At 54.3% G+C, this 21,669-nt stretch carries 19 protein-coding genes and 1 tRNA gene; 10 read left to right on the top strand and 10 right to left on the bottom strand.

What is annotated here, in order from left to right:
• Positions 1–7 precede the first annotated feature (7 nt).
• The 4 genes from H511_RS0120845 to wrbA all read left to right on the top strand — a co-directional run bounded on the left by H511_RS0120845 (position 8) and on the right by wrbA (position 2,916).
• Positions 8–487 carry a PaaI family thioesterase gene (locus H511_RS0120845; protein WP_051288342.1) on the top strand — a complete coding sequence of 160 codons (480 nt, stop codon included), beginning with the start codon at positions 8–10 and terminating at the stop codon, positions 485–487.
• The gene (locus H511_RS0120840; protein ID WP_027254081.1) at positions 484–1,065 is read left to right on the top strand and encodes an RICIN domain-containing protein; all 582 of its coding nucleotides are present in this window, start codon (positions 484–486) and stop codon (positions 1,063–1,065) included. Before H511_RS0120845 ends, H511_RS0120840 begins: the two co-directional genes overlap by 4 nt.
• A gap of 559 nt (positions 1,066–1,624) precedes the next feature.
• The gene (locus H511_RS0120830) at positions 1,625–2,245 is read left to right on the top strand and encodes a DsbA family oxidoreductase (RefSeq protein WP_027254080.1); all 621 of its coding nucleotides are present in this window, start codon (positions 1,625–1,627) and stop codon (positions 2,243–2,245) included.
• Positions 2,246–2,313: 68 nt separating this feature from the next.
• Entirely contained in the window at positions 2,314–2,916 is a 603-nt protein-coding gene (gene wrbA / locus H511_RS0120825) for an NAD(P)H:quinone oxidoreductase (protein ID WP_027254079.1), read from the top strand.
• Positions 2,917–2,918: 2 nt separating this feature from the next.
• On the opposite strand, the gene H511_RS0120820 is transcribed toward wrbA, so the two are convergent.
• Positions 2,919–3,689 (bottom strand): enoyl-CoA hydratase-related protein, encoded by a 771-nt coding sequence (locus tag H511_RS0120820; RefSeq protein ID WP_027254078.1) that lies wholly within the window; start codon positions 3,687–3,689, stop codon positions 2,919–2,921.
• A gap of 207 nt (positions 3,690–3,896) precedes the next feature.
• Between H511_RS0120820 and H511_RS0120815 the strand changes: the two genes are divergently transcribed.
• Both H511_RS0120815 and H511_RS0120810 read left to right on the top strand, forming a co-directional pair.
• A complete protein-coding gene (locus H511_RS0120815; protein ID WP_237582747.1) occupies positions 3,897–4,805 on the top strand; it encodes a LysR family transcriptional regulator in 909 nt (302 codons plus the stop codon).
• Between the two features lie 132 nt (positions 4,806–4,937).
• Positions 4,938–6,386: an ATP-binding cassette domain-containing protein gene (locus tag H511_RS0120810; protein ID WP_027254076.1), complete on the top strand. Its 1,449-nt coding sequence runs from the start codon at positions 4,938–4,940 to the stop codon at positions 6,384–6,386.
• Positions 6,387–7,023: 637 nt separating this feature from the next.
• Here the strand turns inward: H511_RS0120810 and rimK are convergent.
• From rimK to epmB, 4 genes are all read right to left on the bottom strand, one after another.
• Positions 7,024–7,923 carry a 30S ribosomal protein S6--L-glutamate ligase gene (gene rimK / locus H511_RS0120805; RefSeq protein WP_027254075.1) on the bottom strand — a complete coding sequence of 300 codons (900 nt, stop codon included), beginning with the start codon at positions 7,921–7,923 and terminating at the stop codon, positions 7,024–7,026.
• 237 nt (positions 7,924–8,160) lie between these two features.
• Positions 8,161–9,393, bottom strand: coding sequence for an alanine racemase (gene alr / locus H511_RS0120800; RefSeq protein WP_027254074.1), 1,233 nt, complete (start codon positions 9,391–9,393; stop codon positions 8,161–8,163).
• 25 nt (positions 9,394–9,418) lie between these two features.
• On the bottom strand, positions 9,419–11,047 hold the full coding sequence (locus H511_RS0120795) for a methyl-accepting chemotaxis protein (RefSeq protein ID WP_027254073.1): 1,629 nt from the start codon (positions 11,045–11,047) through the stop codon (positions 9,419–9,421).
• Between the two features lie 300 nt (positions 11,048–11,347).
• Positions 11,348–12,370 (bottom strand): EF-P beta-lysylation protein EpmB, encoded by a 1,023-nt coding sequence (epmB, locus tag H511_RS0120790; RefSeq protein ID WP_027254072.1) that lies wholly within the window; start codon positions 12,368–12,370, stop codon positions 11,348–11,350.
• 33 nt (positions 12,371–12,403) lie between these two features.
• On the opposite strand from epmB, the gene efp reads away from it, so the two are divergent.
• On the top strand, positions 12,404–12,970 hold the full coding sequence (efp, locus tag H511_RS0120785) for an elongation factor P (protein ID WP_027254071.1): 567 nt from the start codon (positions 12,404–12,406) through the stop codon (positions 12,968–12,970).
• 102 nt (positions 12,971–13,072) lie between these two features.
• Positions 13,073–14,044, top strand: coding sequence for an elongation factor P--(R)-beta-lysine ligase (epmA, locus tag H511_RS0120780; protein ID WP_027254070.1), 972 nt, complete (start codon positions 13,073–13,075; stop codon positions 14,042–14,044).
• Between the two features lie 25 nt (positions 14,045–14,069).
• On the opposite strand, the gene H511_RS0120775 is transcribed toward epmA, so the two are convergent.
• The 5 genes from H511_RS0120775 to rsgA all read right to left on the bottom strand — a co-directional run bounded on the left by H511_RS0120775 (position 14,070) and on the right by rsgA (position 20,834).
• Positions 14,070–14,957: a DMT family transporter gene (locus H511_RS0120775; protein WP_027254069.1), complete on the bottom strand. Its 888-nt coding sequence runs from the start codon at positions 14,955–14,957 to the stop codon at positions 14,070–14,072.
• Between the two features lie 152 nt (positions 14,958–15,109).
• Positions 15,110–16,993 (bottom strand): methyl-accepting chemotaxis protein, encoded by a 1,884-nt coding sequence (locus H511_RS0120765; protein ID WP_027254068.1) that lies wholly within the window; start codon positions 16,991–16,993, stop codon positions 15,110–15,112.
• A 174-nt stretch (positions 16,994–17,167) separates the two neighbouring features.
• Positions 17,168–18,589 carry an SLC13 family permease gene (locus H511_RS0120760; protein ID WP_027254067.1) on the bottom strand — a complete coding sequence of 474 codons (1,422 nt, stop codon included), beginning with the start codon at positions 18,587–18,589 and terminating at the stop codon, positions 17,168–17,170.
• Positions 18,590–18,726: 137 nt separating this feature from the next.
• Positions 18,727–19,629 carry an archaetidylserine decarboxylase gene (asd, locus tag H511_RS0120755; RefSeq protein ID WP_027254066.1) on the bottom strand — a complete coding sequence of 301 codons (903 nt, stop codon included), beginning with the start codon at positions 19,627–19,629 and terminating at the stop codon, positions 18,727–18,729.
• A 152-nt stretch (positions 19,630–19,781) separates the two neighbouring features.
• Positions 19,782–20,834, bottom strand: a complete 1,053-nt coding sequence (rsgA, locus tag H511_RS0120750; RefSeq protein ID WP_027254065.1) for a small ribosomal subunit biogenesis GTPase RsgA — start codon at positions 20,832–20,834, stop codon at positions 19,782–19,784.
• Positions 20,835–20,914: 80 nt separating this feature from the next.
• Here rsgA and orn point away from each other — a divergent pair, with 80 nt between their 5' ends.
• Complete coding sequence (gene orn / locus H511_RS0120745; RefSeq protein WP_027254064.1) at positions 20,915–21,460, top strand: oligoribonuclease; 546 nt, start codon at positions 20,915–20,917, stop codon at positions 21,458–21,460.
• 130 nt (positions 21,461–21,590) lie between these two features.
• A tRNA-Met gene (locus H511_RS0120740) sits at positions 21,591–21,667 on the top strand.
• The last annotated feature ends 2 nt before the right edge of the window (positions 21,668–21,669 follow it).

Raw genomic sequence — 21,669 nt, 5'->3', positions numbered from 1 at the left:
AAGAACCATGACTTATTCTGCACAATCGGCGCCATTAAGTGCCTATTCTCAGCTGTTGTCTGAGGCATTAATCAATCACAACTACCAGCAGTTCTGCGGCATTGAGGTGGTCAAGCAGACCCCTGAGTACTGCAAAACGCGGCTGACGGTGACGGAACAGATAGATAACCTGAGCCAGACCCTGCACGGCGGGGTGATCTACTCCATGATGGATGTCACCAGCATGCTGGCGACCATCGCTACCCTGGAGGACGGGGAGTACGCCATCACCAACAACTTTTCTGCCAATATCATGTCAGCGACCAAGCGCGGCGAGACGGTAGAATTTGAAGCCCGCATTACCCGCAATGGCCGCAACCTGCTGTTCAGCCACTGTGAGGCTTACAAAATTAACGCATCCGGCGCGCGCAGCCTGATAGCCACGGCTCAGCTCAGCAAGTTCAAGCGTCGTCAGGCACTGACCGCAACAGCTGAGGTGGCAGCATGACACAAAGGATGCTTTCTCTCGGCGTCATGGCCGGCGCACTGGCGGCTGCTCTCAGCGCAGATATCGCCACAGCTCAGGCCACGCCGCTGACATCGCCCTCCATTGGCGTGATTCAGCTGATCGATCCGCTGGACAGGCCGAAAGACGGCTTTTGCCTGGATGTGATTGGCTACAGCCCTTATGAGCGGCTGGATCTGCCTTTGATCGCCCATAACTGCAAAAACGGTTTGTACAGGGATCAGGCCATGTCGCTGCTCAAAAGCGGGGAAATATTTCTGCCGGCCTATAAAAAGTGCCTCACCGCCATTGCGCCCCATACTCAGGCCCTGCCGGGCGCTGCACTGATGGCGCGAGATTGCGGCGAACATTCCGATTTCTTACAGGCGCAGCCGCTGCAGAAATTTCAGTGGAGCGACGACGGGGAAGTCCGGCTGACAGGCTCTGAGTTGTGCCTTGCGGTGGGGGAGCAATCCGATCAGACCTCATCCCCGCTGCATCGCTGGCGGGCGCTGTCGCTGCAGTCCTGTCAGCTCAAAGACACCCGACTGGCCCGCTGGCAGTTTATTGACAAGTCATGATGCGGGTTCCGCTGTGGTGGCCTGTCTGGTGTACCGTTTTTGACTATCCCTCCGGGCTGGGCCGCAATCAGTCGCAGCGCCAGCCCGAAAATTTGTTTTCTCCGATCTATCCTGCCGTCCCTTTTCCGTTCTGAACGGCTGCCCGTCTGTTCGTTTGTCCGTCTGGTCATTTATCCGCTTTGGCTCTCTTCTCACTTGTGTGCTTATTCACTGTGGCTGTCTGTACCCTTTCGCTGTCTGCCGGGAAAGCGCAGGCAACGGAGCGGAACCGACATAGTGGCCGGGCTGCTGAGCACTGTCTTTTTCGGCCCGCAAGCAAGATTAGCGCTTTTTTTACATTCTTTTTCCGCGCTCGACACTGCCAATATCGACTTTTAAATAATTAAAAATCAATCACTTATTTCATCATTTGAATTAATTCGATATCAATGCGCCACTCTTTTCAATTTTTTTATCAGACGGGGGCTCCTAATATCAGTTTCGAGCTTAACGAACAGCAAGCAATGCCTGGCCAGGCTTTAGAGAACAGTTAGCAAAATAACCCAAAGGAAACAAAGCTATGTCTAAAGTAACGATTGAATTTTTTCACGATGCAGTCTGCGGCTGGTGTTATGTCCTGAGTCCACGGCTGCGCAAGCTGGTTGAACGTGCCGATGTCGACGTCAAACAACGCTGCTTTGTCCTGCAACGCAATGATGAGGAAATGGTACAGCGTTTTGGCTCTCTGGCGGCGGCCAAATCTGAAATCCTCAATCACTGGGTCGCCTGTCAGCAAAGAGCGGATGATCCGACCCGCTTTAATATTGAAGGCATGCGTGCTCAGCCATTTTCTTACCCGAGCGGTTATCTGGCGGCACTGGGCGCCAAGGCGGCTGAGTTACTTGGCAATTCTGACACCCACTGGGATTACTTCGATGAAATCCAGCGTCTGCACCTGAAAGTGAACGATAACATTGGTGATCGTGACGTCATCATCGCCGCCGCAGGCAATATTGGTCTGGATACGGCAGCTTTTGCCAAAGCGCTGGACAGCGATGAAGTTCGCCAGGCGGTAGAAGCCGATCTCAATCGTGCCAGAGAGTTTAACCTGCGCAGTATTCCAAGCCTGATTATCAATGGCGAGCATGTGGTGACTGACACCCTGACCAACGAACAAATCGATCAGCTGTTTTTGCAATAACACCAGATATAGTCCGGATAACCGGAAAACATGACAGATTTCTAATTACATTTAAGTGAGATAGCACAATGACGACAAAAGTACTGGTTCTTTATTATTCAAGCTATGGACATGTTGAAACAATGGCGCACGCAGTGGCAGAAGGGGCCAAGAGTGTCAGTGATGTGCAGGTTGATATTAAGCGCGTCCCTGAACTGGTGCCGGAAGAGATTGCCAAGCAATCCGGTATTCAGCTGGATCAGCAGGCGCCGATTGCCACGCCTGGCGAGCTGGCCAATTACGATGCCATTATCTTTGGTACGCCGACCCGCTTCGGTAACATGGCGGCTCAGATGCGTAACTTCCTCGACCAGACCGGTGGGTTATGGTTTGAGAAGAAACTGGTGGGTAAAGTCGGCAGCGTGTTTACCTCAACCGGTACCGGCGGCGGCAATGAAACCACTTTGCAGTCATTCCATACCACTTTGTTTCACCACGGCATGGTAGTGGTGGGTTTGCCTTACACGGCCTCTGAGCTGACGGATCTCTCGGAAGTCAAAGGCGGCTCTCCGCTGGGTGCGGCCTGTATCGCAGGTGGTGACGGTTCGCGTCAGCCTTCGTCTAAGGAACTGTCGATGGCCCAGTTCCAAGGCCAGCATGTGGCTAAGCTGGCCAAGAAACTCAGCCAGTAATCTTAGCTGACCCAGGATGGCGGCCGCTTGTCAAAAAAGGCGGCCAGCCCCTCCTGTCCTTCCTCAGAAACGCGAATATCGGCAATGCGCTGTGCGGTATCAGCAATCAGCTCTGCATCAATCGAACGGCCGGAAACATCTGAAATCAACTGTTTGGCCGCTATCAATGCCTGAGGCGAATTCATCAGGATCTGCTCCAGCATCTGCTCAGCCACCTGTCCCGGTTCATCGCTGATTTGGTGAATCAGGCCCAGACGCAAAGCATCTTCAGCATTAAACACCTCGGCGGTCAGAAAATAGCGCCGGGCCTGAGATTCCCCCATTGCCCTGATCACATAGGGACTGATCACCGCCGGAATAAGGCCCAGTTTTACTTCGCTGAGGCAGAAAGCGGCATTACGGGCTGCAATCACAATGTCGCTGCAGGCGATCAGTCCCAGTGCACCGCCGTAGGCTGCTCCCTGAACCACAGTGATCACCGGCATTGAAGCGGTATTGAGTTTGCTCATCAGTGCTGCAAGCTGTGCGGAGTCTGCCAGGTTTTCCTCCCGCGAGTTATTGGCCATCGATTTCATCCAGGCGAGATCGGCACCGGCTGAAAAATGCTTCCCCCGGCTGGATAATAAAATGGCTTTCGCCTGTTCCTGATGGGCCCGGTCGATCAGGGCGATCAGACCGGCGATCACTTGTTCGTTCAGCGCATTGTGCACCTGCTCGCGGCTAAGCTGGATGTGGGCACAGCCACGTTGGTCAAGCTGATACTCAATAGTCATATTTTCTCCCTTCCATGATGTGGTTCTGTCTATGTCGGGCTGACGGCCGTTGCCGTAACTGCATAGATCGAGTTCACAGTTTAATTTTTATTCATTGTGTTGATAATCATTAAGTTGCACTATAACTTAGCTTTCAGTCAATGGTCAGCAAACGTTCAGCAAATAAAAAAACATATTGAGAGTGAGTAGGTTAGAGGGATATCAATCATGTCAGCGCGCGTAACCTTAGAAATGTGGCGGGCTTTTATTGCGATTGCCGAACAGGGCAGCGCGATGAAAGCGGCTCAGAAACTGAATAAAAGCCAGTCCGCCGTGTGTCACAGTATCAAGAAAATGGAGTCCTTACTGGGACATTCACTGTTTATCGTTGAAGGCAGAAAATCCACCTTAACGGATCTGGGTCACAGTCTGTTGCCGCGGGCACAAAGCTTACATAACAATGCCACCCAGATTGAAGCGCTGGCCTCGAAATACCAGGGCCAGCTGATGACAGAAATCAATGTGGCTGTCGATGTCCTGCTGCCGTTCGATTATATCCAGCGCGTGTTTGAACGCTTTTATCAGGCCTATCCGACGGTGTCGATACGGGTTTTTGAAACCTCCTTATCCGGTGCCGGGCAGTTAATGGAGTCGGGCAGCGTGTCGCTGGCGATTGCCGGCCGTCTGCCCAAAGAAACCGTGCTGGAGCCCCTGGCCGAGATCGAACTGCTTTGCGTCTGCGCCCCTTCTTTTCCGCTGGCCGCTGAAACTCAGGTGTTTCAGCCGGAGCTCAAACGTTACCGTCAGGTGGTGATCCGTGACTCGGGTAATCAGAACGTGGACAGCGGCTGGCTGGGATCCCACCAGCGGCTGACGGTCAGCAGCCTGACGGCTGCAATGGCGTCGGTCGGGCAGGGACTGGGATTTGGCTGGCTGCCGGTCCATAGCATTAAAGAGCAACTGGCGCGCGGTGAGTTGGTGCCGGTGGATCTGACCAAGGGCAAAAGCCGGGTGGTCAGGCTGCAGCTGGGGATGAGTCCGGATCAGGCCCATGTGGGGGAAGTGAATACCTTGTTTGAGCTGTTCAGTAACCTGAAAACAATGGTGGAGTCCCCGCCAAGTCCCGCCCTGGTGTGAAAAATCATCATTTGAGAATGTCAGGCTGACGTGCAAACGTCGGCTTTTTTATTGTCTTAACAGTCAGGAACGGATAGAAATCAGACAATAAGTTATGCACTATGGAGGGATGAGAGACTAAGGAAAGTTGATATGCATATTCAGGATTTAAAACACCACACCGAGTCGGCATCGCTGTATATCGACAGCTGGCACATTGAACCGGGCCAGCACTGGGGAATATTTTCCACCCACAGCCATGCCGCTTCACTGCTGGTCAGAATTTTCAGTGGCGAACTGACGCCGGACCAAGGCCAGATCCAGGATCTGCCGCACCCGGTTGCCTGTATTTCATTGCACGAACAGCAAAGGTTGCTCGATCTGGAACTGGACAAAGACGAGAGCGATTTTAGCGACAGCATTGACTACGGCACCACGGTTGAAGCCCTGGTGCTGGAAGCCGGGTGCAACCCAGCGGAGCTGGAGGCACTGCTGGAAAAGACAGATCTCCTCCACCTCAGGCAGCGGGGATTTCGCCAGCTCTCTACCGGTGAGACCCGCAGGGTGATGCTGGCACGCGCGCTGGCAACCAAGCCAGCGCTGCTGATTTTAGATGAGCCCTATGCCGGCCTGGATGTGCAGCACCGCCAGGCGTTGTCACAGTTGCTCGATGAACTGTCGCAACAGATGCAACTACTGATAGTGACTTCGCGGGAAGATGAACTGCCGCCTTTTATCAGCCATGTTGCGCTGTTTGACGAGAAGCAGCTGTCGCAGGTGCTCAGCCGTGACGCCTGGCTGTCGCACCCTGTGATGGCGCAGATGAAAGCCTTGTCCGGGCAAAAAAGTGACGCTATGCTGGCCCTGTTACAGGCCCATCAGACGGCGCATGATTACCCCAATCCTCTGGTTTCAATGCGGGATGTCAGAGTGGAATACGTGGGGGCCAGGATTTTCTCTGGTGTGGACTGGCAGATCGAGCAAGGCCAGCACTGGCAGATCCGCGGCCCGAACGGGTGCGGGAAAAGTACTTTGCTGGGACTGGTGCTGGGCGATCATCCGCAGTGCTACAGCAACGATGTGACCGTGCTGGGCATGAAGCGCGGCAGTGGCGAAACTATCTGGGACGTGAAAAAACACATCGGTGTGGTGTCTTCGGCTTTGCACCTGCAATACCGCGTCGGCTGCCCGGCGCTGGATGTACTGCTGTCAGGGTTTTACGACTCCATCGGCTTGTATCAGCAGCCGAGCAAGCGCGAAGTGCTGCTGGCCCGTGAATGGCTGGGGCTGCTTGAAATGGCGGAGTTTGAAAAAGTCGGTTTCCGGGAGCTGGATTACGGTCAGCAAAGATTGCTGCTGATTGGCCGTGCTCTGATCAAACAACCGGCCTTGCTGATATTGGACGAGCCGTATCAGGGGCTGGATTATCTCAATCGCAAACTGGTGTATCAGGCTTTGAATCGTATTGCGTCGGCGAAGATCAGCCAGTTGCTTTACGTGACGCACCACGAAGAAGACGCCTTAGAGGCGATTGAGCATTTTGTGGATTTTGTCGCCGATCCCGAAGGTGGCTACGGCGTGAAAGTCTACTCCACCGCATAACAGTGAGGTGCCGAACCCTGCAATACCAGGACAGGGTTCGGCGGGAAAATTGCTTAAAAAGCTGTACGTATTTTTATTTCTAATAAAATCAGATGTTTATGTTGGTTTTATTTACTTTTCCATTCAGCTCCCCGTAATTGAACAGTAAAACGCTGACTGTGAGGCAAAAAGCCGTACCAGAGGGTAGTGATGTGATTTTTATTAGCCATGGGCCGCCGTTAACAGTGACCGGGTTCACCGGGAAAAAAGCCGGAAAAGCTGTACACTTAATAAATGTATTTAAAATCAATACCTTAATTGTGTTTAACATCGACTTAATTAGCTGTATCTAATGGTGTGCATAAAAAAGCTGCTTTTAAGGGTAAAAGCTGTTTGTGTGTGATGGCCTTGCCTGTTGTCGTTGTAATGGCTGGCTCAATCCCGCAGATCATTATGAAAAGACCGCATCAGCGTCATCTGGAAAATAACTGAAAAAGCTGCACACAATAAAAAGTTGTTTATTATCAATATCTTGATTTTGTTTTCAGACAGGTGCTGCAGAGGGGTATAACGACGGTTAGCTTATTGGTGTTTTTGCTGGAAAAGCCTGTACTGGCTGCCTCCTGGTGTCAGAGGCAGCTTGTCGCGATACAAAGGTTTATTGCTGCTGGTGACGGCGTTTTTTAGCCGCGTGTTTTTCTATGTACTCAACAATCATGCCGGCAATGTCTTTGCCGGTGGCATGCTCAATCCCTTCCAGGCCCGGGGAAGAGTTCACTTCCATGATCAGCGGCCCGCGGTTGGAGCGCAGCAGGTCAACACCTGCCACATTCAGCCCCATGGCTTTTGCCGCCGCCACCGCGGTACGGCGCTCTTCCGGAGTAATACGCACTAACGAGGCACTGCCCCCGCGATGCAGGTTGGAGCGGAATTCCCCCTCGGCGGCCTGGCGCTTCATCGACGCGATCACTTTGTCACCCAGTACGAAACAGCGGATATCGGCACCGCCGGCTTCTGCAATGTATTCCTGAATCATGATGTTGGCTTTCAGGCCCATGAAAGCTTCAATCACACTTTCTGCGGCTTTCTGGGTTTCCGCCAGCACCACACCTATACCTTGGGTACCTTCCAGCAGCTTGATCACCACAGGCGTGCCGCCGACCATTTTGATCAGATCTTTGACGTCATCAGGTTTGCTGGCAAAGCCGGTGATCGGCATACCGACGCCTTTGCGGCTCAGCAACTGCAGGGAGCGCAGTTTGTCCCGCGAACGCGAAATGGCAATCGACTGGTTGATGGAAAAGACATTCATCATTTCAAACTGACGCAGAACAGAGCAGCCGTAAAAGGTGATATCGGCTCCGATGCGCGGAATGATGGCATCAATGCCGACCACATCATGACCTTCAAAGTGGATGGAAGGTTGCACAGAGTTGATATTCATATAGCAGCGCAGGGCGTTAATGACCACGGCTTCATGGCCCCGTTGTTCGCAGGCTTCGCGCAGACGTCGGGTGGAATACAGATTTGCGTTCTGGGACAAAATGCCAATTTTCATCGTGTTCTCGTCAAAAAGCTGGAGGGATCCGAGCGAAGGGGCTGGCAACCTTAGAATTTCTGCTCGGTAAAACGGACGCAGAATATGCCCTGAAAGTGCCCAAGAATCGAGAGGTTGGACCATGATCTCTTTTAATGGTCACGAGAAGAGAAATTACTCAATATGGGGAAGGCAGCAGAGAAGCGGGCTGGAAAGGTCCCCTGAGGCCAAGGGGAAGGGCCTCAGGGGAAAGCTGAATTATTTCAGCACTTTCGGGTTTGAGGTGCCCCACAGGGTATAGATTTCCGACAGGATGCGGCCTGAATGATCTTCGGTCTCGCCGATGGTGATTTCGTCGCGGCCCTGACGGCCGAACAGTACCACTTCCTCGCCAGGTTTCACGCCTTTGATATCTGTGATGTCGACCATAGTGGTGTTCATCGAGGTTGAACCCAGTACTTTGGCACGCTGCCCCTTGATCAGCACTTCACCGACACGGCTCAGCGAGCGAGGGAAAGCATCCGAGTAACCGACGGGCAGGTTGGCCAGCACCGAATCGCGCTGCAGGGTTTCCGTCTTGCTGTACCCTATGGTTGAACCTGCCGGCAGGTGGTGAACAGAGGCGATCTGGGTCTTGAACGATACAATGCGCTGGTACTCCGGGAACGCCGGTGTGGTATCACCGTACAGGGCGCCGCCGGTACGCACCATGTCGAGTTGGGCTTCCGGCACCATCAGAGTGGTGAACGAGTTGGCCGCATGCAGCAGGACATCCTCACGCTCCAGATCCGTGTGCCTGAAGATCCACTGGCTGTCCTGCCTGAACTGCTGCAGACCGGCACGGATTTCCTCCAGATCTTCGGTCGGGAAGTGGGTCATGATACCCACCACCTGCAGGTGTTGGGTGTTCACTATCTTTCTGGCTTCTTTCTGGCCGCTCTGGCTGCGCATTTCCAGACCGTTACGGCCCATGCTGGCGGAGTTCAGTGCCAGGTGGACCGGGATCACTGTGTCGTGCTGGCGGGCAATGCGGGCGATGATCCTGGCCTGCTGTCTGGTGCCGATCAATTCTTCAAGTTTAAGGTCAACGGCGGTTTCGATTTCAGAGGGGGTCGCTGCACGCAGGCGCATCAGGCGACCGTTAAAGCCCATTTCTCGTACCAGGCGCGCTTCCGCGTTGCTGGTGATGCCAACACAAGGAATGCCGCTTTGCATCACAGAAGGCAGCAGGTTGGCAATACCGTTGCCGTAGGCGTCGGCCTTCATGACCGCGCAGATGGCGGTGTTGCTGCCGACATGTTTTTGCAGGTGCGCAATGTTTGACTCAAACGCCGCCTTGTCGACTTCCACCCAGGCATTGGCTGTCTGGATCTCTTCCATGGTGCTGGTCTGCTCAATGCCGGGCAGCATGGGCGCCGCCGTGGCCTGCATGGAAGCGGAAGTGGTCCCCATCATGGCGAGGGCAATCAGTGAGAATGTAAAGTTTTTCATTGTAAGTCTCTGTGGTTATTACAGGTTACAGGGTGAATTGATTGACGACCTGGTGCAGCGCACTGGCACGGCGTTTGAGTTCATCAACCCCCTGCTGAGCTTCCAGGGTGGACAGGCGGTTTTCTTCCGCGCTGTCACTCAGGGAAGCGACATTGCGAGACAGGTGATCTGAGGCGTGAGCCTGCTCCTTGACCGAACCGGCGATTTCTTCCATGCCGGAACTGACCGCTGAGATTTCCTGGTTAAAGAAACTGAGGGATGCGTTGGCCTGATCAGCGTGCTGCACACTGCTGTCAACCCGGTCGACGGCGTGCTGCATGGTTTGGGTGGTGTCACTGGTGTCGGTCTGGATCGAGCGGATCATGGTGCTGATCTCTACCGTGGCTTTGGCGGTGCGCTCGGACAACTGGCGGACTTCATCGGCGACCACGGCAAAGCCGCGACCCTGTGCACCGGCACGTGCCGCTTCAATCGCCGCATTGAGTGCCAGCAGGTTGGTTTGATCGGCAATGTCTTTGATGACTTCGACAATGGAGTTGATTTCACTGGCACGGTTGTCAAGCTGTTGCAGCTTGTTGGCCACGGTATTGGTTTCCAGCTGGACAGACTGCATACCACGTACTGCGTTATCTATGGCTTCGACGGTATTTTGGGTCAGCAGTTCGAACTGACCCATTTGCTGGTTAGCGTTATCGACAATCTCAGTGATGCTCTGGGCGCTGGCTGCCAGCTCTTCAATCGCGGTGGCACTGCTGCCGACATGTTCCGACTGGGTCATCGAGCGCTCTGTCACGGCGCGGATCAGGGTGTCGAGCTGGGCGCTGGTGGCTGCCACACTGTCGGAGGACTGCTGCACTTCGAGCATCCGCTGGCGCAGGGCGGCCATAAAGATATTGAAGGAATCGGACATTTCGCCGATTTCATCCTGGCTGCGGACTGGCACGCGCTGGTTCAGATCCCAGTTGCCGTTTGCCAGTGAACGCAGCACCAGATTGAGGCCATTGACCGGGGTGACGATCAGATTGGCAATCATGCGTGCCGCTATCACTGTCAGTACCAGGAACACGGCCGCTATCAGAAAGGTTTTCTTCAGCGCTTCGGTTTTGACTTCTTCGATGTCTGTCAGTTTGACATCGATGCCGATGACATGGAGATCGCCATTATCGCTGCGGAAAGGCACGAAGATTGAGCGATACATACCGTATTCGCCCTGATAGCTCTGATACTGGGTTTTTTCGGTACGAAAGGCTTCGTACAGCATTTCCGGCACTTTCTGGTATTGCTCCAGATACCAGTTCTTATAGCGGCCGCTTTTCCACTCTTTCTCATCCCGGTTGATATAGGTGTAGAACACCTGGCCGCCGCGACGCACGGTGGCGTAAGCCCATTCCAGTTTTGCCCCCTGGGTAAAGTGGGTCAGATGGGCTGACATGTCGTCATACAGGGCATCATCACGGCCGGCTTCATCATGAGGCAGATCGCCGATGAGCTGTTCCACGGCCTGTGCAGCAGTATTCAGTTCTGTATCAATACTGCTCATCGCCGCATTGACCAGGGTGTGATAAGAAATCGCAGACAGGGCTGCAATAATGATAAGCGCGATGGCTGTGAACAGCATCGAAAGCTTGGTTTTAAGATTCCAATTGGCAGTCATGACGTTTTCCGAATGCTAGTGAGTGATATGAATCACAAAAATATGCAATACGAGAGTATTCGGCGGCCAGTCTAATGACATTATTAACACTTTCAAATGCTAATAAGTGATTAATTTTATTTGTATTTATTTTGTATGATTAATATTTTTCAGTTGTATGTTCTATTGATCGTAATGTGAATAAAAGGTTGTACTTTTTTTGGCGGGATTGTCCCTGGCTAAGCAGGGACTTGTGGGTCATCATAGGTGAAAACTGAACGGGGAGCCGGATAGCACCACATCCGAAGGCGGTATCGGGCGTTATTCCAAATGCAGATCCAGCGGGGTTTTGCTGGCTCGTCCGCCAATTTCTCGGGTCAGTTTGGGCACTAAATACCCGGACACTTTTGCTATCAGGCCAGCCATCAACTCGCGGGCTTCGTCATCGCTCACCATGAAATGGGCGGCGCCCTGTACCTTATCCAGCACATGCAGGTAATAAGGCAGGATCCCGGCATCGAACAGGGCTTCGCTCAGGCTGACCAGGGCGTCAACCGAGTCGTTGACTCCCCGCAGTAACACGCCCTGATTGAGCAAAGTGACGCCGGCGTCGCGCAGCGGTATCAGTGCCGCTCTCAGCTCGTGGTTAATTTCGTTGCCGTGGTTGATATGGGTGACCAGAACGACCTGGAGCCGGGTTTGCTGCAGTAACAGGCGCAGTTCGGGTGTTATCCGGGCCGGGATCACCACAGGCAGACGGGTATGGATCCGCAGCCGCTTGATATGTCCGATGGCGGCAATGCCTTCCACTAACCAGCGCAGTTCATTGTCTTTGGCCATCAGCGGATCACCGCCCGACAGAATCACTTCATTCAGCTCAGGGTGAGCGGCAATGTAATCCAGCGCCTGTTGCCACTGGCGCTTGCTGCCCGGATTGTCCTGATAGGGAAAATGGCGGCGGAAACAGTAGCGGCAGTTAATGGCGCAACCGCCTTTGACGATCAGCAGCACCCGGTTGCGGTATTTGTGCAGCAGGCCGGGCAGGGTATTGTTCTGCTCCTCCAGCGGATCGTGCGAAAAGCCCTCGTGGACCTCAAACTCTTCGGCCAGCGGTAAAACCTGGCGCAATAAGGGATCCTGCGGGTTGCCCGTTTCCATTCTGTCAACGAAGCTTCTTGGCACACGCTGCGCAAACAGCTTTCTGGCTGCCAGCCCGTTTTGCCAGGGGGCAGGGTCGATATCCAGCCGGTGAAGCAGTTCAAGCGGATCCGAGATCGCATCGGCTAATTGTTCGAGCCAGTTTTGCTCAACAGTCGCGACGTTTCGGGTTATGATGTGCGGCATGAAAAATAACTCGAAGATGTTAAGAGGAAAAAAATGGCGTCTTTCAGCACTAATGAATTCCGCGGCGGAATGAAAATTATGCTCGATAATGAACCCTGTGTCATTATCGAAAACGAATTTGTGAAGCCAGGTAAAGGCCAGGCGTTTAACCGGGTCAAAATCCGCAAATTGCTGTCTGGCAAGGTACTGGAGAAAACCTTCAAATCGGGTGATTCTGTAGAAGCTGCAGACGTTGTCGATATTGAACTGGATTACCTGTACAACGACGGTGAATTCTATCACTTCATGAACAATGAAACCTTTGAGCAAATTGCTGCTGATGTGAAGGCAGTGGGCGATAATGCGAAATGGCTGGTAGAAAACAACACCTGTACGCTGACACTGTGGAACGGCAACCCGATTGCCGTCACGCCACCTAACTTTGTGGAACTGGAAGTGGTTGAGACAGATCCGGGCCTGAAAGGCGATACTCAGGGTACAGGCGGTAAACCTGCGACGCTGTCTACCGGTGCTGTGGTTCGTGTGCCGCTGTTCATTCAAATCGGTGAAGTGCTCAAAGTTGACACCCGCTCTGCGGAATACGTCAGCCGCGTGAAGTAATTTCTTCGTGTGAGCAGACAAGGGCCGCATTATGCGGCCTTTGTTGTTTTCATGCCCGGTTTTGTCTTCACCACTTTCGACTCAGATGAAAAAGACTCTCCTATGACAATGCAATGGCAACCCACGGCTGATCTGGCGAACCTGCGCCAGCGGGCCGCAATTCTGGCGTCTGTGCGTGAATTTTTCGCACATCGCGGTGTAATGGAAGTGGATACCCCGGCCATGAGCCAGGCCACAGTCACCGACATTCACCTGCATACCTTTCAGACTCAATTTGTCGGTCCCGGTTTTGCCCATGGTCAGACGCTCTATCTGATGACCAGCCCTGAATTTCACATGAAGCGATTGTTATCGGCAGGCAGCGGGCCTATTTACCAAATCTGCAAGGCTTTTCGTAACGAAGAATCCGGCCGCTACCATAACCCGGAATTTACTATGCTGGAGTGGTACCGCCCCGGGTTTGACCACCATGCGCTGATGGATGAAATGGATGCCCTGCTGCAACTTGTGCTGCACTGTACTGCTGCCGAGCGCATGAGCTATCAGCAGGCTTTTTTACAGGTGCTGAATGTCTGTCCGCTGACCGCCTCAATGGACGAGCTCAAACGTGCGGCTCTGGTGCTGAACCTCGGCGAGGTGGCGGCCAATGAAAGCGATCGCGATACCCTGCTGCAACTGATGTTCAGCATGGGCGTGGAGCCGGTGATCGGCCAGCAGGTGCCGGCTTTTGTGTATGATTTTCCGGCCTCGCAAGCGGCACTGGCGCGGATCAGCCCGTCTGATAACCGTGTTGCTGAGCGCTTTGAGGTGTACTTTAAAGGCATTGAGCTGGCCAACGGTTTTCACGAACTGGCAGACGGCGATGAGCAGTTAGCCCGTTTTGAAGCCGATAACGCCAAGCGGCTGGCAATGGGTCTGCCGGCGCAGCCGATCGATCAGCATCTGGTTGCCGCACTGAAGGCCGGTTTTCCCGATTGTGCCGGCGTGGCGCTGGGGATTGATCGCCTGGTGATGCTGGCACTGGGACAGGCGCACATCGCGGCAGTGACCGCCTTTCCGGTCACTATCGCCTGATAACATATGCTGAGCGCCTGCCGGCTCAGAGACTGAGTATCAAGCCGGTGCCGATCACCGCCAGCAGTGCGCCCAGCCAGGCGGTGCCCGGCGGCTTGTGCCGGGTGTAGATCCACAGCAGCGGCAAAATCATGATCGGGGTGGTGGAAGATAACAGCGCCACCATACCCACATCGCCGTGCTGCAGGGCAAACAGAATCAGCGTCATCCCGACGGCCATGGCCAGAAAACCATTCAGCGCCACCATACCTAGGATCGGCAGGTTGATCGGTTGCAGGGGTTTGGCCATGCTGGCACCGCTGAGGCGCAGCACACAGTGGGCAGCCAATGCCGTTGCCATGCGCATCGCCGAAGCAGCCACCGGATCCAGCGTGGTCTGCATTGCGGGTTTAGCGATAATCGCGCCCAGTGACTGACACAGTGCCGCCGTCAAACCCAGCACCACCGCGATAGCTAAGCTGCCGGTGATAGCTTCTATCTGATGCTTCTGGCTTTTCTGGCCGAACAGAATGGCCGTCACCACACCGGCAAACACCAGCAGCGCCCCGACCAGTTTCCAGCCCAGTAAGGTCTCATCAAACAACCAGATGCCGAGCAGTGCCGAGAAGACGGCATGGCAGGAGAACAACAGGCCGCCACGGCGCGGGCCAATCCGGTTGAAGCAGGCAAACAGCGCGGTATCACCGATAAAAATACCAATCAGTCCTGACAGTGCCATCACCAGAGCCAGATCCAGTGTCATACTGGCCCAGCCACCATTAATGAGCGCCATGGCGGACAGCATCACAGTGACACAGGCCATGCGCCAGCGGCTGTAGGCAAAGGCGCCGAGATGACGCGAAGGTGTGACGGAGATTAAACTGCTGATGGCCCACAACAAAGCGGCGGCCAGCGCCAGCCATTCGTAACCCATGGATATCCTTATTCGAAAACACTGCGCGGCAGTTTGTTATGCTGAGTGGTCGCATATCATGCAGCAAAGCGGCGGAAAATGGTATCGGCGGATGATGGCAAAAACGAACACGGCCAGCCGGACCGGGCTGACCGTGGTTGGTGTCGCTGGGATTAAATCTTAAAGCGTGAGGTGTCGTCGCGCATCGCTTTGGCGGCCTGATTCATGCTCTGGGCGCTATGGCTGACCTCCTGCGTCCGGGTGGCCAGATGATCAGAGACATCGCGGATCGCCTGGGTGTTGCGGCTGATATCTTCACTCACCGCCCGCTGCTCCTCTGCCGCGCTGGCAATTTGGGTGGCCATATCCGAAATCTCTGCGATGGAGCGGGTGATCTGGCTCAGGCTGTCACTGGCGGCCTGGGCATAATCCACACTTTGCCCGGCCAGCTCTGTGCTGGCCCCCATGCTGTCGACGGCCTGGCGGGTATTGCTTTGCAGCGTGTCAATCATAGCCCGGATCTCTTCCGTTGAATCATGAGTGCGCTGGCTCAGCACGCGCACTTCATCGGCCACCACGGCAAACCCGCGCCCCTGCTCACCGGCCCGGGCGGCTTCAATCGCGGCATTGAGCGCCAGCAAGTTGGTTTGCTCGGCAATGCCCTGAATGGTGGCCAGAATGTGGTTGATGTCCTGTGCATTGGCTTCCAGTGTCTGGATCACAGTGGCGGCATCCTGGACCTGGTTGGCCAGCGACACTATGGCTTCGCGATTTTGGCTGATCACCGTCTGACCCTGATCGCACGCACTGGTGGAAGACTGGGCTGCAGACGCGGTCAGCTCGGCATGGCTCGCTACTTCGGCAGCTGTGGCCGACATCTGGTGTATGGCAGTGGCAATCTGGTTGATTTCGTTCTGCTGACCGTTCACCTGCTCTGAGGCCTGACGGGCCTGATGGAACGACTGCTCGGCCTGTTCGCCCAGGGTGTGCGAGCGGGACACTATGCCTTTGATCATCTGTTGCAGCTGGCTGAGGAACAGGTTCATGTTTTCGGCCAGCTCGCCGACTTCATCCATGCGCTGGATGGCAATGCGCTGGGTCAGATCGCCGTTGCCCTGGGTCAGCGCATGCACCGAGCGATTAAGCTCACTGAGCGGGCGCAGCAGGCTGTTAATGATCCAGCCGGCCAGCAGGGCAATGACAAGATACAAGAGCACAGAGGCCATCAGGGTAAAAGACAGGGTTTTCCCTATGGCCGCATACGCCAGATCTTTATCCTGTATGATACCCACCGACCAGTCGGTACCGGCAATCGGCGAAACAAAGATCAGTTTGTCTTTCCCGTCCTGATCAAAATGGAACTCTGCGACCTGCTGGCTGCCGGTAACCTTGCGGATAAAGCTTGCGGAGAGATCATTATCTAATTGGGTTAATGGCTTACGGCTCAGCGAAGTATCCTGATAAGCGATCAGCGTATTGTTGCCGTCAATCAGAAAAGCGCTGCCTGCGTTGTCCAGCGTCAGGCTGAGAATTTTGTCGATAATGTGGGTGACGGTAAGGTCTGCGGCCAGTACACCGCGACGTTCGCCGCTGAATGAACGGGCAAAGCTGACCACCAGGCTGCCATCAAAGTCCTGATAGGGTTCGGTCAGAATCAGCTGGCTGGACTTGCTCGCGTCCTGATACCAGGGGCGGGTACGGGGATCATAGTCAGCGGGCCAGTCTTCCGTTTTATCGCCATAGGCAATGCTGCCGTCGCTGAAACCTGCATAGACAGACAGAAAGTCCCCGGCGCGTTTGGTCAGCAGCAGCTCTCTGTCGCTATTGTTATCGGCTGCAATCAGCGGCAGGTTGGCTAAGAGCATATCGCGGCGGGCACCCAGCCAGTCGGCAATGTAATCGCTGGTGGCTCCGCCGGCGGCACGCATCTGGGCATTGACTTCGTTGGTGGTTTCGGTGCGAAGCTGGGTGACAGAAATGCCGGCCTGGATAGCACTGACGGCGGCTATGATGGCCGCAATGGCCACCTGGATTTTCATTTTTATCGTGAATTTCATACTGCAATCCCGAGTTCGTTCCCTGACCTTCTTTTGCTGTTAAAAGCGTGGGCAGAAGTAAATAGTGAGTCACTCGGAATTATCAGCGAATCTTATGTTTGCTTAATGTCTAATTGCGCAGTCCATTGTTAGGATGTGATCATGGTGCCAAAATTCTGCTCCCAACAGAGAAGATTACATTGATAAAGCCACTAATGCTGCCAGATACAGCACCGACAGACCGCTGAGACCGACCAGTAGCCCTACTTTCATCATGTCGCGACTATCAATCAGGCCTGTGGAGTAGGCCAGTGAATTGGGCGGAGTTGAAACGGGAAGCACCATGCCTAGCGAGGCAGAGAAGGCCAGCATGATCAGCATGGCAGTCAGTCCTCCCGCCCCGGCCAGCGCGGGGACCGAAGTGGCAATCGCGGCCCCGATGGGCATCAGCAGGTTGGCGGTCGCCGTGTTGGACATAAAATTGGCCATCAGCCAGCACAAAACCGAGAGCAGGATCAGAATCAGCAGGGTCGGCAGGCTGGCATAGTCAATCGCGTGGGCCAGCTGTCCGGCCAGCCCGGTTTGATCAAGTGCCATGCCAATGGCTATCCCGCCGGCCACCAGCCACAGCACATCCCAGTTAAAGAGTTTCAGCTCTTCTTTGCCGATAATGCCTGTCAGCGCGAACACTGTCAGGGGGATCAGGGCAACGACATAGGCATTCATTCCGTGCCAGGCCGTTGTCAGCCAGAGCACAATGGTCAGTCCGAACGTCAGGTAGACCACCCAGGCCTGCCAGCAGCGCTGAAACTGCCCTTCAAGCCGTAAATCCAGCGTATGATGCCGGGTAGGAAAAAGTCGCTGCAGCAGCCACCAGGCCAGCGTAAGCTGCACAATCACAAACGGCAGGCCAAACGCCATCCAGCCGAGAAAACTGATGCTGTGCTCATCGCTCAGGTACTGTAAGGCAATGGCATTGGGCGGCGTGCCGATTGGGGTGGCAATACCGCCTGTGTTGGCGGCAACCGGTATCGCCAGTACCAGTGCTTTGATGCTGCTGTCATCTCTGGGAACCGCTGCCAGGACAGGGACCAGCAGCGCCAGCATCATGACAGTGGTAGCAGTATTGGACATGAACATGGAGAAGACCGCAGTGATCAGCATCAGCCCCAGCATGATATAGCGTGGCTGTGAGCCAAAGGGCTGTAACAGTACCCGCGCCAGATTGGTGTCCAGCCGGTACTTGGCAGCGGCAATCGCCAGGGCAAAGCCACCGAGAAACAGCATGATGATCGGTGAAGCAAAGGCGTGGAAAATATCGGTATAGGCAATGAAATCGCCCAGAGGGGTGGTGTCTGCCGGCTGACGGAAAAACAGCAGGCTCTGATCGGAGAGCATGACAAGTTGCAGCACTATGATCAGCAGGGACGTCGCATAGACAGGCACCGGCTCTAATACCCAGAGCAATGCGGCCATCACGAAAATGGCCAGTAACCTGTGCTGCACCAGCGTCAGTTCACCCAGCGGCAGCGAGGGCGTCGGGACCTGCAGCAGGGCAAAGGGCAGACCGAAGGCAATCAGTAATTTCAGTAGCAGCGATAGTGATATTTCCCGCATGTCCGGCGCTCTGTCGAAAAAAGGGCACGGACAGCATAGCACTATCAATGAGATGCATATGATGGGTGAGATCAAAATACCGCATCAAAAAAGGGACGAACCCGTCCCTTTCTTTGCCATCAGCGAAATCGTTGCTGTTAAGCGTCGCTGTTGTCTGTCATCGGCGCTGCCACTGACTGTGCAGTCAGACGGGCGTAGGCCTCACCCATACGGGTGGTGACATTCGGTGCCAGGTTGTCGGCAAAGGTCACCATCTCTTTCGGGAACAGGTTGATGACGGTTGACCCCAGTTTGAAACGGCCCATTTCCTGGCCTTTTTTCAGGGTGACGGCCTGCTCGCCGTCGGCCGGGTAATCCCAGCGGCGGACAACAGGGCCGCGCGGCGGTGTAATGGTGCCAGACCATACGGTTTCAATACTGCCAACAATGGTGGCCCCCACCAGTACCTGAGCAACCGGGCCGAATTCCGTATCAAAGATACAGACCACGCGCTCATTACGGGCAAACAGGTTTGGCACATTTTCAGCGGTCAGCGGGTTGACCGAAAACAGATCGCCCGGCACATAGATCATCTGGCGCAGGGTGCCGTCACATGGCATGTGTACGCGGTGATAATCTCGCGGAGACAGATACAGAGTGGCAAAACTCCCGTCAGCAAATTCCTCTGCCAGCGCCTGATCGCCGCCCAGCAGTTCAACCGCTTCGTAGTAATGGCCCTTGGCCTGAATCAACTGGCCTTTTTCAATCGCACCCAGCTGACTGACACAGGCATCTGCCGGGTGACAGAAGACCTCTGCCTCGTCGTTCAGCGGGCGGGCATCGTCTTTGAGTTCGCGCACGAAGAAATCGTTGAAAGTAGCGTAAGACGCCGGATCTTCGTGACGGGCTTCTGCCATATCCACTTTATAGCGGTTGATAAACCAACGGATCACCGCCGTGGTGACAAAGCCACCTTTCAGGTCGGCAAGTTTGCCGGCCAGACGGGTCAGGGCATGTTTGGGCGCGCAGTATTGCAGGCCAATTTTCAGATTATCGCTCACAATAAGATTCCGATTGTTCTATAAATCAATAACTTGGTTCTTCGCCATCAGTAGCGCTGACCCGGGCCGCGGATTCTACCTGATTTCCGATATGAAGTCAGGTGAGCGCACGCGAAGAGGGAGCCAGCTCGCAGTTGATGACGCAGGGCCGCTTAATTTTGCTTATTTCGGGAAAACTGACGGTTAGCCACGTTTTCCGACATGCTTTCAATGATCTTGTGGTAACTGTCGAAACGTGCCTGGCTGATTTTTCCCTCGTCAAGTGCTTGCCGCAGCAGGCAGCCCGGATCGTCTTTGTGTTTACAGTCGCGGAACTTACAGCCGCCCAGGTAACGGCGGAACTCGACAAAAGCGTTAGTCACTTGCTCCGGTTCCAGATGCCACAGTCCGAACTCCCGAACCCCGGGTGAATCTATCAGATCCCCGCCTTCAGCAAAGTGGTACAGACGTGCTGCTGTGGTGGTGTGCTGGCCCAGTCCCGAGTTCTCCGACACATCGCCGATCTCTGCATCCACTTCCGGCATCAGGGCATTGACCAGGCTGGATTTCCCCACCCCGGATTGACCGGCAAAGATGTTGACGTGATCTTTCAGATCCGCTTTCAGTGCCGCTAACCCTTCCCCTGTCATGGTACTGACGTAACGCACTTCATAGCCGATGGTTTTATACAGCGACAAGGTGCGCTCGACCTGCTGACGGGTGTCGTCATCGAGCAAATCGACTTTGTTCAGCACAATCAGCGGCTCGATGCCAACGGTTTCAGCAGCCACCAGATAACGGTCGATAATGTTCAGCGACAGCTCAGGCAGCACGGAAGAGACAATGATGATGCGGTTCACATTCGCCGCCACCGGCTTAACCCCATCGTAGTAATCCGGGCGGGTCAGCACCGACGTCCGCTCATGGACCGCTTCGACCACACCGGCAATGCCCTGCAGGGTTTCAACACCGGGGCGCCAGACAACGCGATCTCCGGATACCAGGCTCTGAATACTGCGGCGCAGGTTACAGCGGTGGATGGTGCCAGTTTCCGGATCTTCAATATCGGCATGCTGGCCGAATCGGGTGATCACCAAGCCTTCACGGGCATTCTCCAGCAGGGTTTCATCCCATTGGATATCTTCCATGCCTTTAGTCAGGCGCTTATTTTGGTTAGAGCGGACACGCCGGCTCTGACCTTTAGTTAACTTTTTCTTTTTTGCCACAAGAATATCGTTCTGTTTGGTTGGCTTTCATTTCAGGCTAAGTATGATACATGCTTTAGTCATCAAATAGGCAAATTCCAATGACAATCAGCGATCAGAACCTGATTTGGATCGATCTGGAAATGACAGGTCTGGATCCCGATACACACAAAATCATTGAAATTGCGACCATAGTGACCGATGCCCAGCTCAATATTCTGGCAGAGGGACCGGTGCTGGCCATTCATCAACCCCAAGCCGAACTGGCCAAGATGGATGACTGGTGCACCAATACACACACTAATAGTGGCCTGGTCGCCCGGGTGCAGCAAAGTCAGGTTGATGAGCAGGAAGCGGTGCGTCAGACCATTGCATTTCTCGAACAATGGGTGCCCAAGGGCGCATCGCCTATTTGTGGTAACAGCATAGGTCAGGATCGCCGTTTTCTTTATAGGCACATGCCGGAATTAGAACAATACTTTCATTACAGGTATCTGGATGTCAGTACACTGAAAGAGCTGACCCGTCGCTGGAAGCCAGAGCTGCTGAATGACTTCCATAAGCAGGGCAGTCACCTGGCGCTGGATGATATTCGCGAATCTATTGCTGAGCTGCGTTTCTATCGTGAGCAGATCTTTAAAATTTGATGCTTTAATGAACGCTTGAGCGATTCGGCGGAGATTTTTACTCAGAACTATTGCATCCGCCTGTTTTCCTCGTATAATGCGCAGCCTCGAAAGGCAATAATGTTTCAGTTTGCTTTTCAGTGTTTTCGGACGCGGGGTGGAGCAGCTTGGTAGCTCGTCGGGCTCATAACCCGAAGGTCGTTGGTTCAAATCCAGCCCCCGCAACCAAA

This window comes from Photobacterium halotolerans DSM 18316 (assembly GCF_000425165.1).
In the GTDB taxonomy this organism is placed as follows: domain Bacteria; phylum Pseudomonadota; class Gammaproteobacteria; order Enterobacterales; family Vibrionaceae; genus Photobacterium; species Photobacterium halotolerans.
The sequence above is the reverse complement of the archived record's forward strand: the minus strand, read 5'-3'. Positions and strand labels throughout refer to the sequence as shown.

Excerpts from the sequence above, each read along its gene's own strand:
- rimK (WP_027254075.1), bottom strand. The coding sequence starts at position 7,923 with ATGAAAATTGGCATTTTGTCCCAGAACGCAAATCTGTATTCCACCCGA.
- H511_RS0120795 (WP_027254073.1), bottom strand. The coding sequence starts at position 11,047 with ATGACTGCCAATTGGAATCTTAAAACCAAGCTTTCGATGCTGTTCACA.
- alr (WP_027254074.1), bottom strand. The coding sequence starts at position 9,393 with ATGAAAAACTTTACATTCTCACTGATTGCCCTCGCCATGATGGGGACC.
- efp (WP_027254071.1), top strand. The coding sequence starts at position 12,404 with ATGGCGTCTTTCAGCACTAATGAATTCCGCGGCGGAATGAAAATTATG.
- H511_RS0120830 (WP_027254080.1), top strand. The coding sequence starts at position 1,625 with ATGTCTAAAGTAACGATTGAATTTTTTCACGATGCAGTCTGCGGCTGG.
- H511_RS0120765 (WP_027254068.1), bottom strand. The coding sequence starts at position 16,993 with ATGAAATTCACGATAAAAATGAAAATCCAGGTGGCCATTGCGGCCATC.
- orn (WP_027254064.1), top strand. The coding sequence starts at position 20,915 with ATGACAATCAGCGATCAGAACCTGATTTGGATCGATCTGGAAATGACA.
- H511_RS0120760 (WP_027254067.1), bottom strand. The coding sequence starts at position 18,589 with ATGCGGGAAATATCACTATCGCTGCTACTGAAATTACTGATTGCCTTC.
- wrbA (WP_027254079.1), top strand. The coding sequence starts at position 2,314 with ATGACGACAAAAGTACTGGTTCTTTATTATTCAAGCTATGGACATGTT.
- H511_RS0120815 (WP_237582747.1), top strand. The coding sequence starts at position 3,897 with ATGTCAGCGCGCGTAACCTTAGAAATGTGGCGGGCTTTTATTGCGATT.
- H511_RS0120840 (WP_027254081.1), top strand. The coding sequence starts at position 484 with ATGACACAAAGGATGCTTTCTCTCGGCGTCATGGCCGGCGCACTGGCG.
- H511_RS0120775 (WP_027254069.1), bottom strand. The coding sequence starts at position 14,957 with ATGGGTTACGAATGGCTGGCGCTGGCCGCCGCTTTGTTGTGGGCCATC.
- H511_RS0120845 (WP_051288342.1), top strand. The coding sequence starts at position 8 with ATGACTTATTCTGCACAATCGGCGCCATTAAGTGCCTATTCTCAGCTG.
- epmB (WP_027254072.1), bottom strand. The coding sequence starts at position 12,370 with ATGCCGCACATCATAACCCGAAACGTCGCGACTGTTGAGCAAAACTGG.
- H511_RS0120820 (WP_027254078.1), bottom strand. The coding sequence starts at position 3,689 with ATGACTATTGAGTATCAGCTTGACCAACGTGGCTGTGCCCACATCCAG.
- H511_RS0120810 (WP_027254076.1), top strand. The coding sequence starts at position 4,938 with ATGCATATTCAGGATTTAAAACACCACACCGAGTCGGCATCGCTGTAT.
- epmA (WP_027254070.1), top strand. The coding sequence starts at position 13,073 with ATGACAATGCAATGGCAACCCACGGCTGATCTGGCGAACCTGCGCCAG.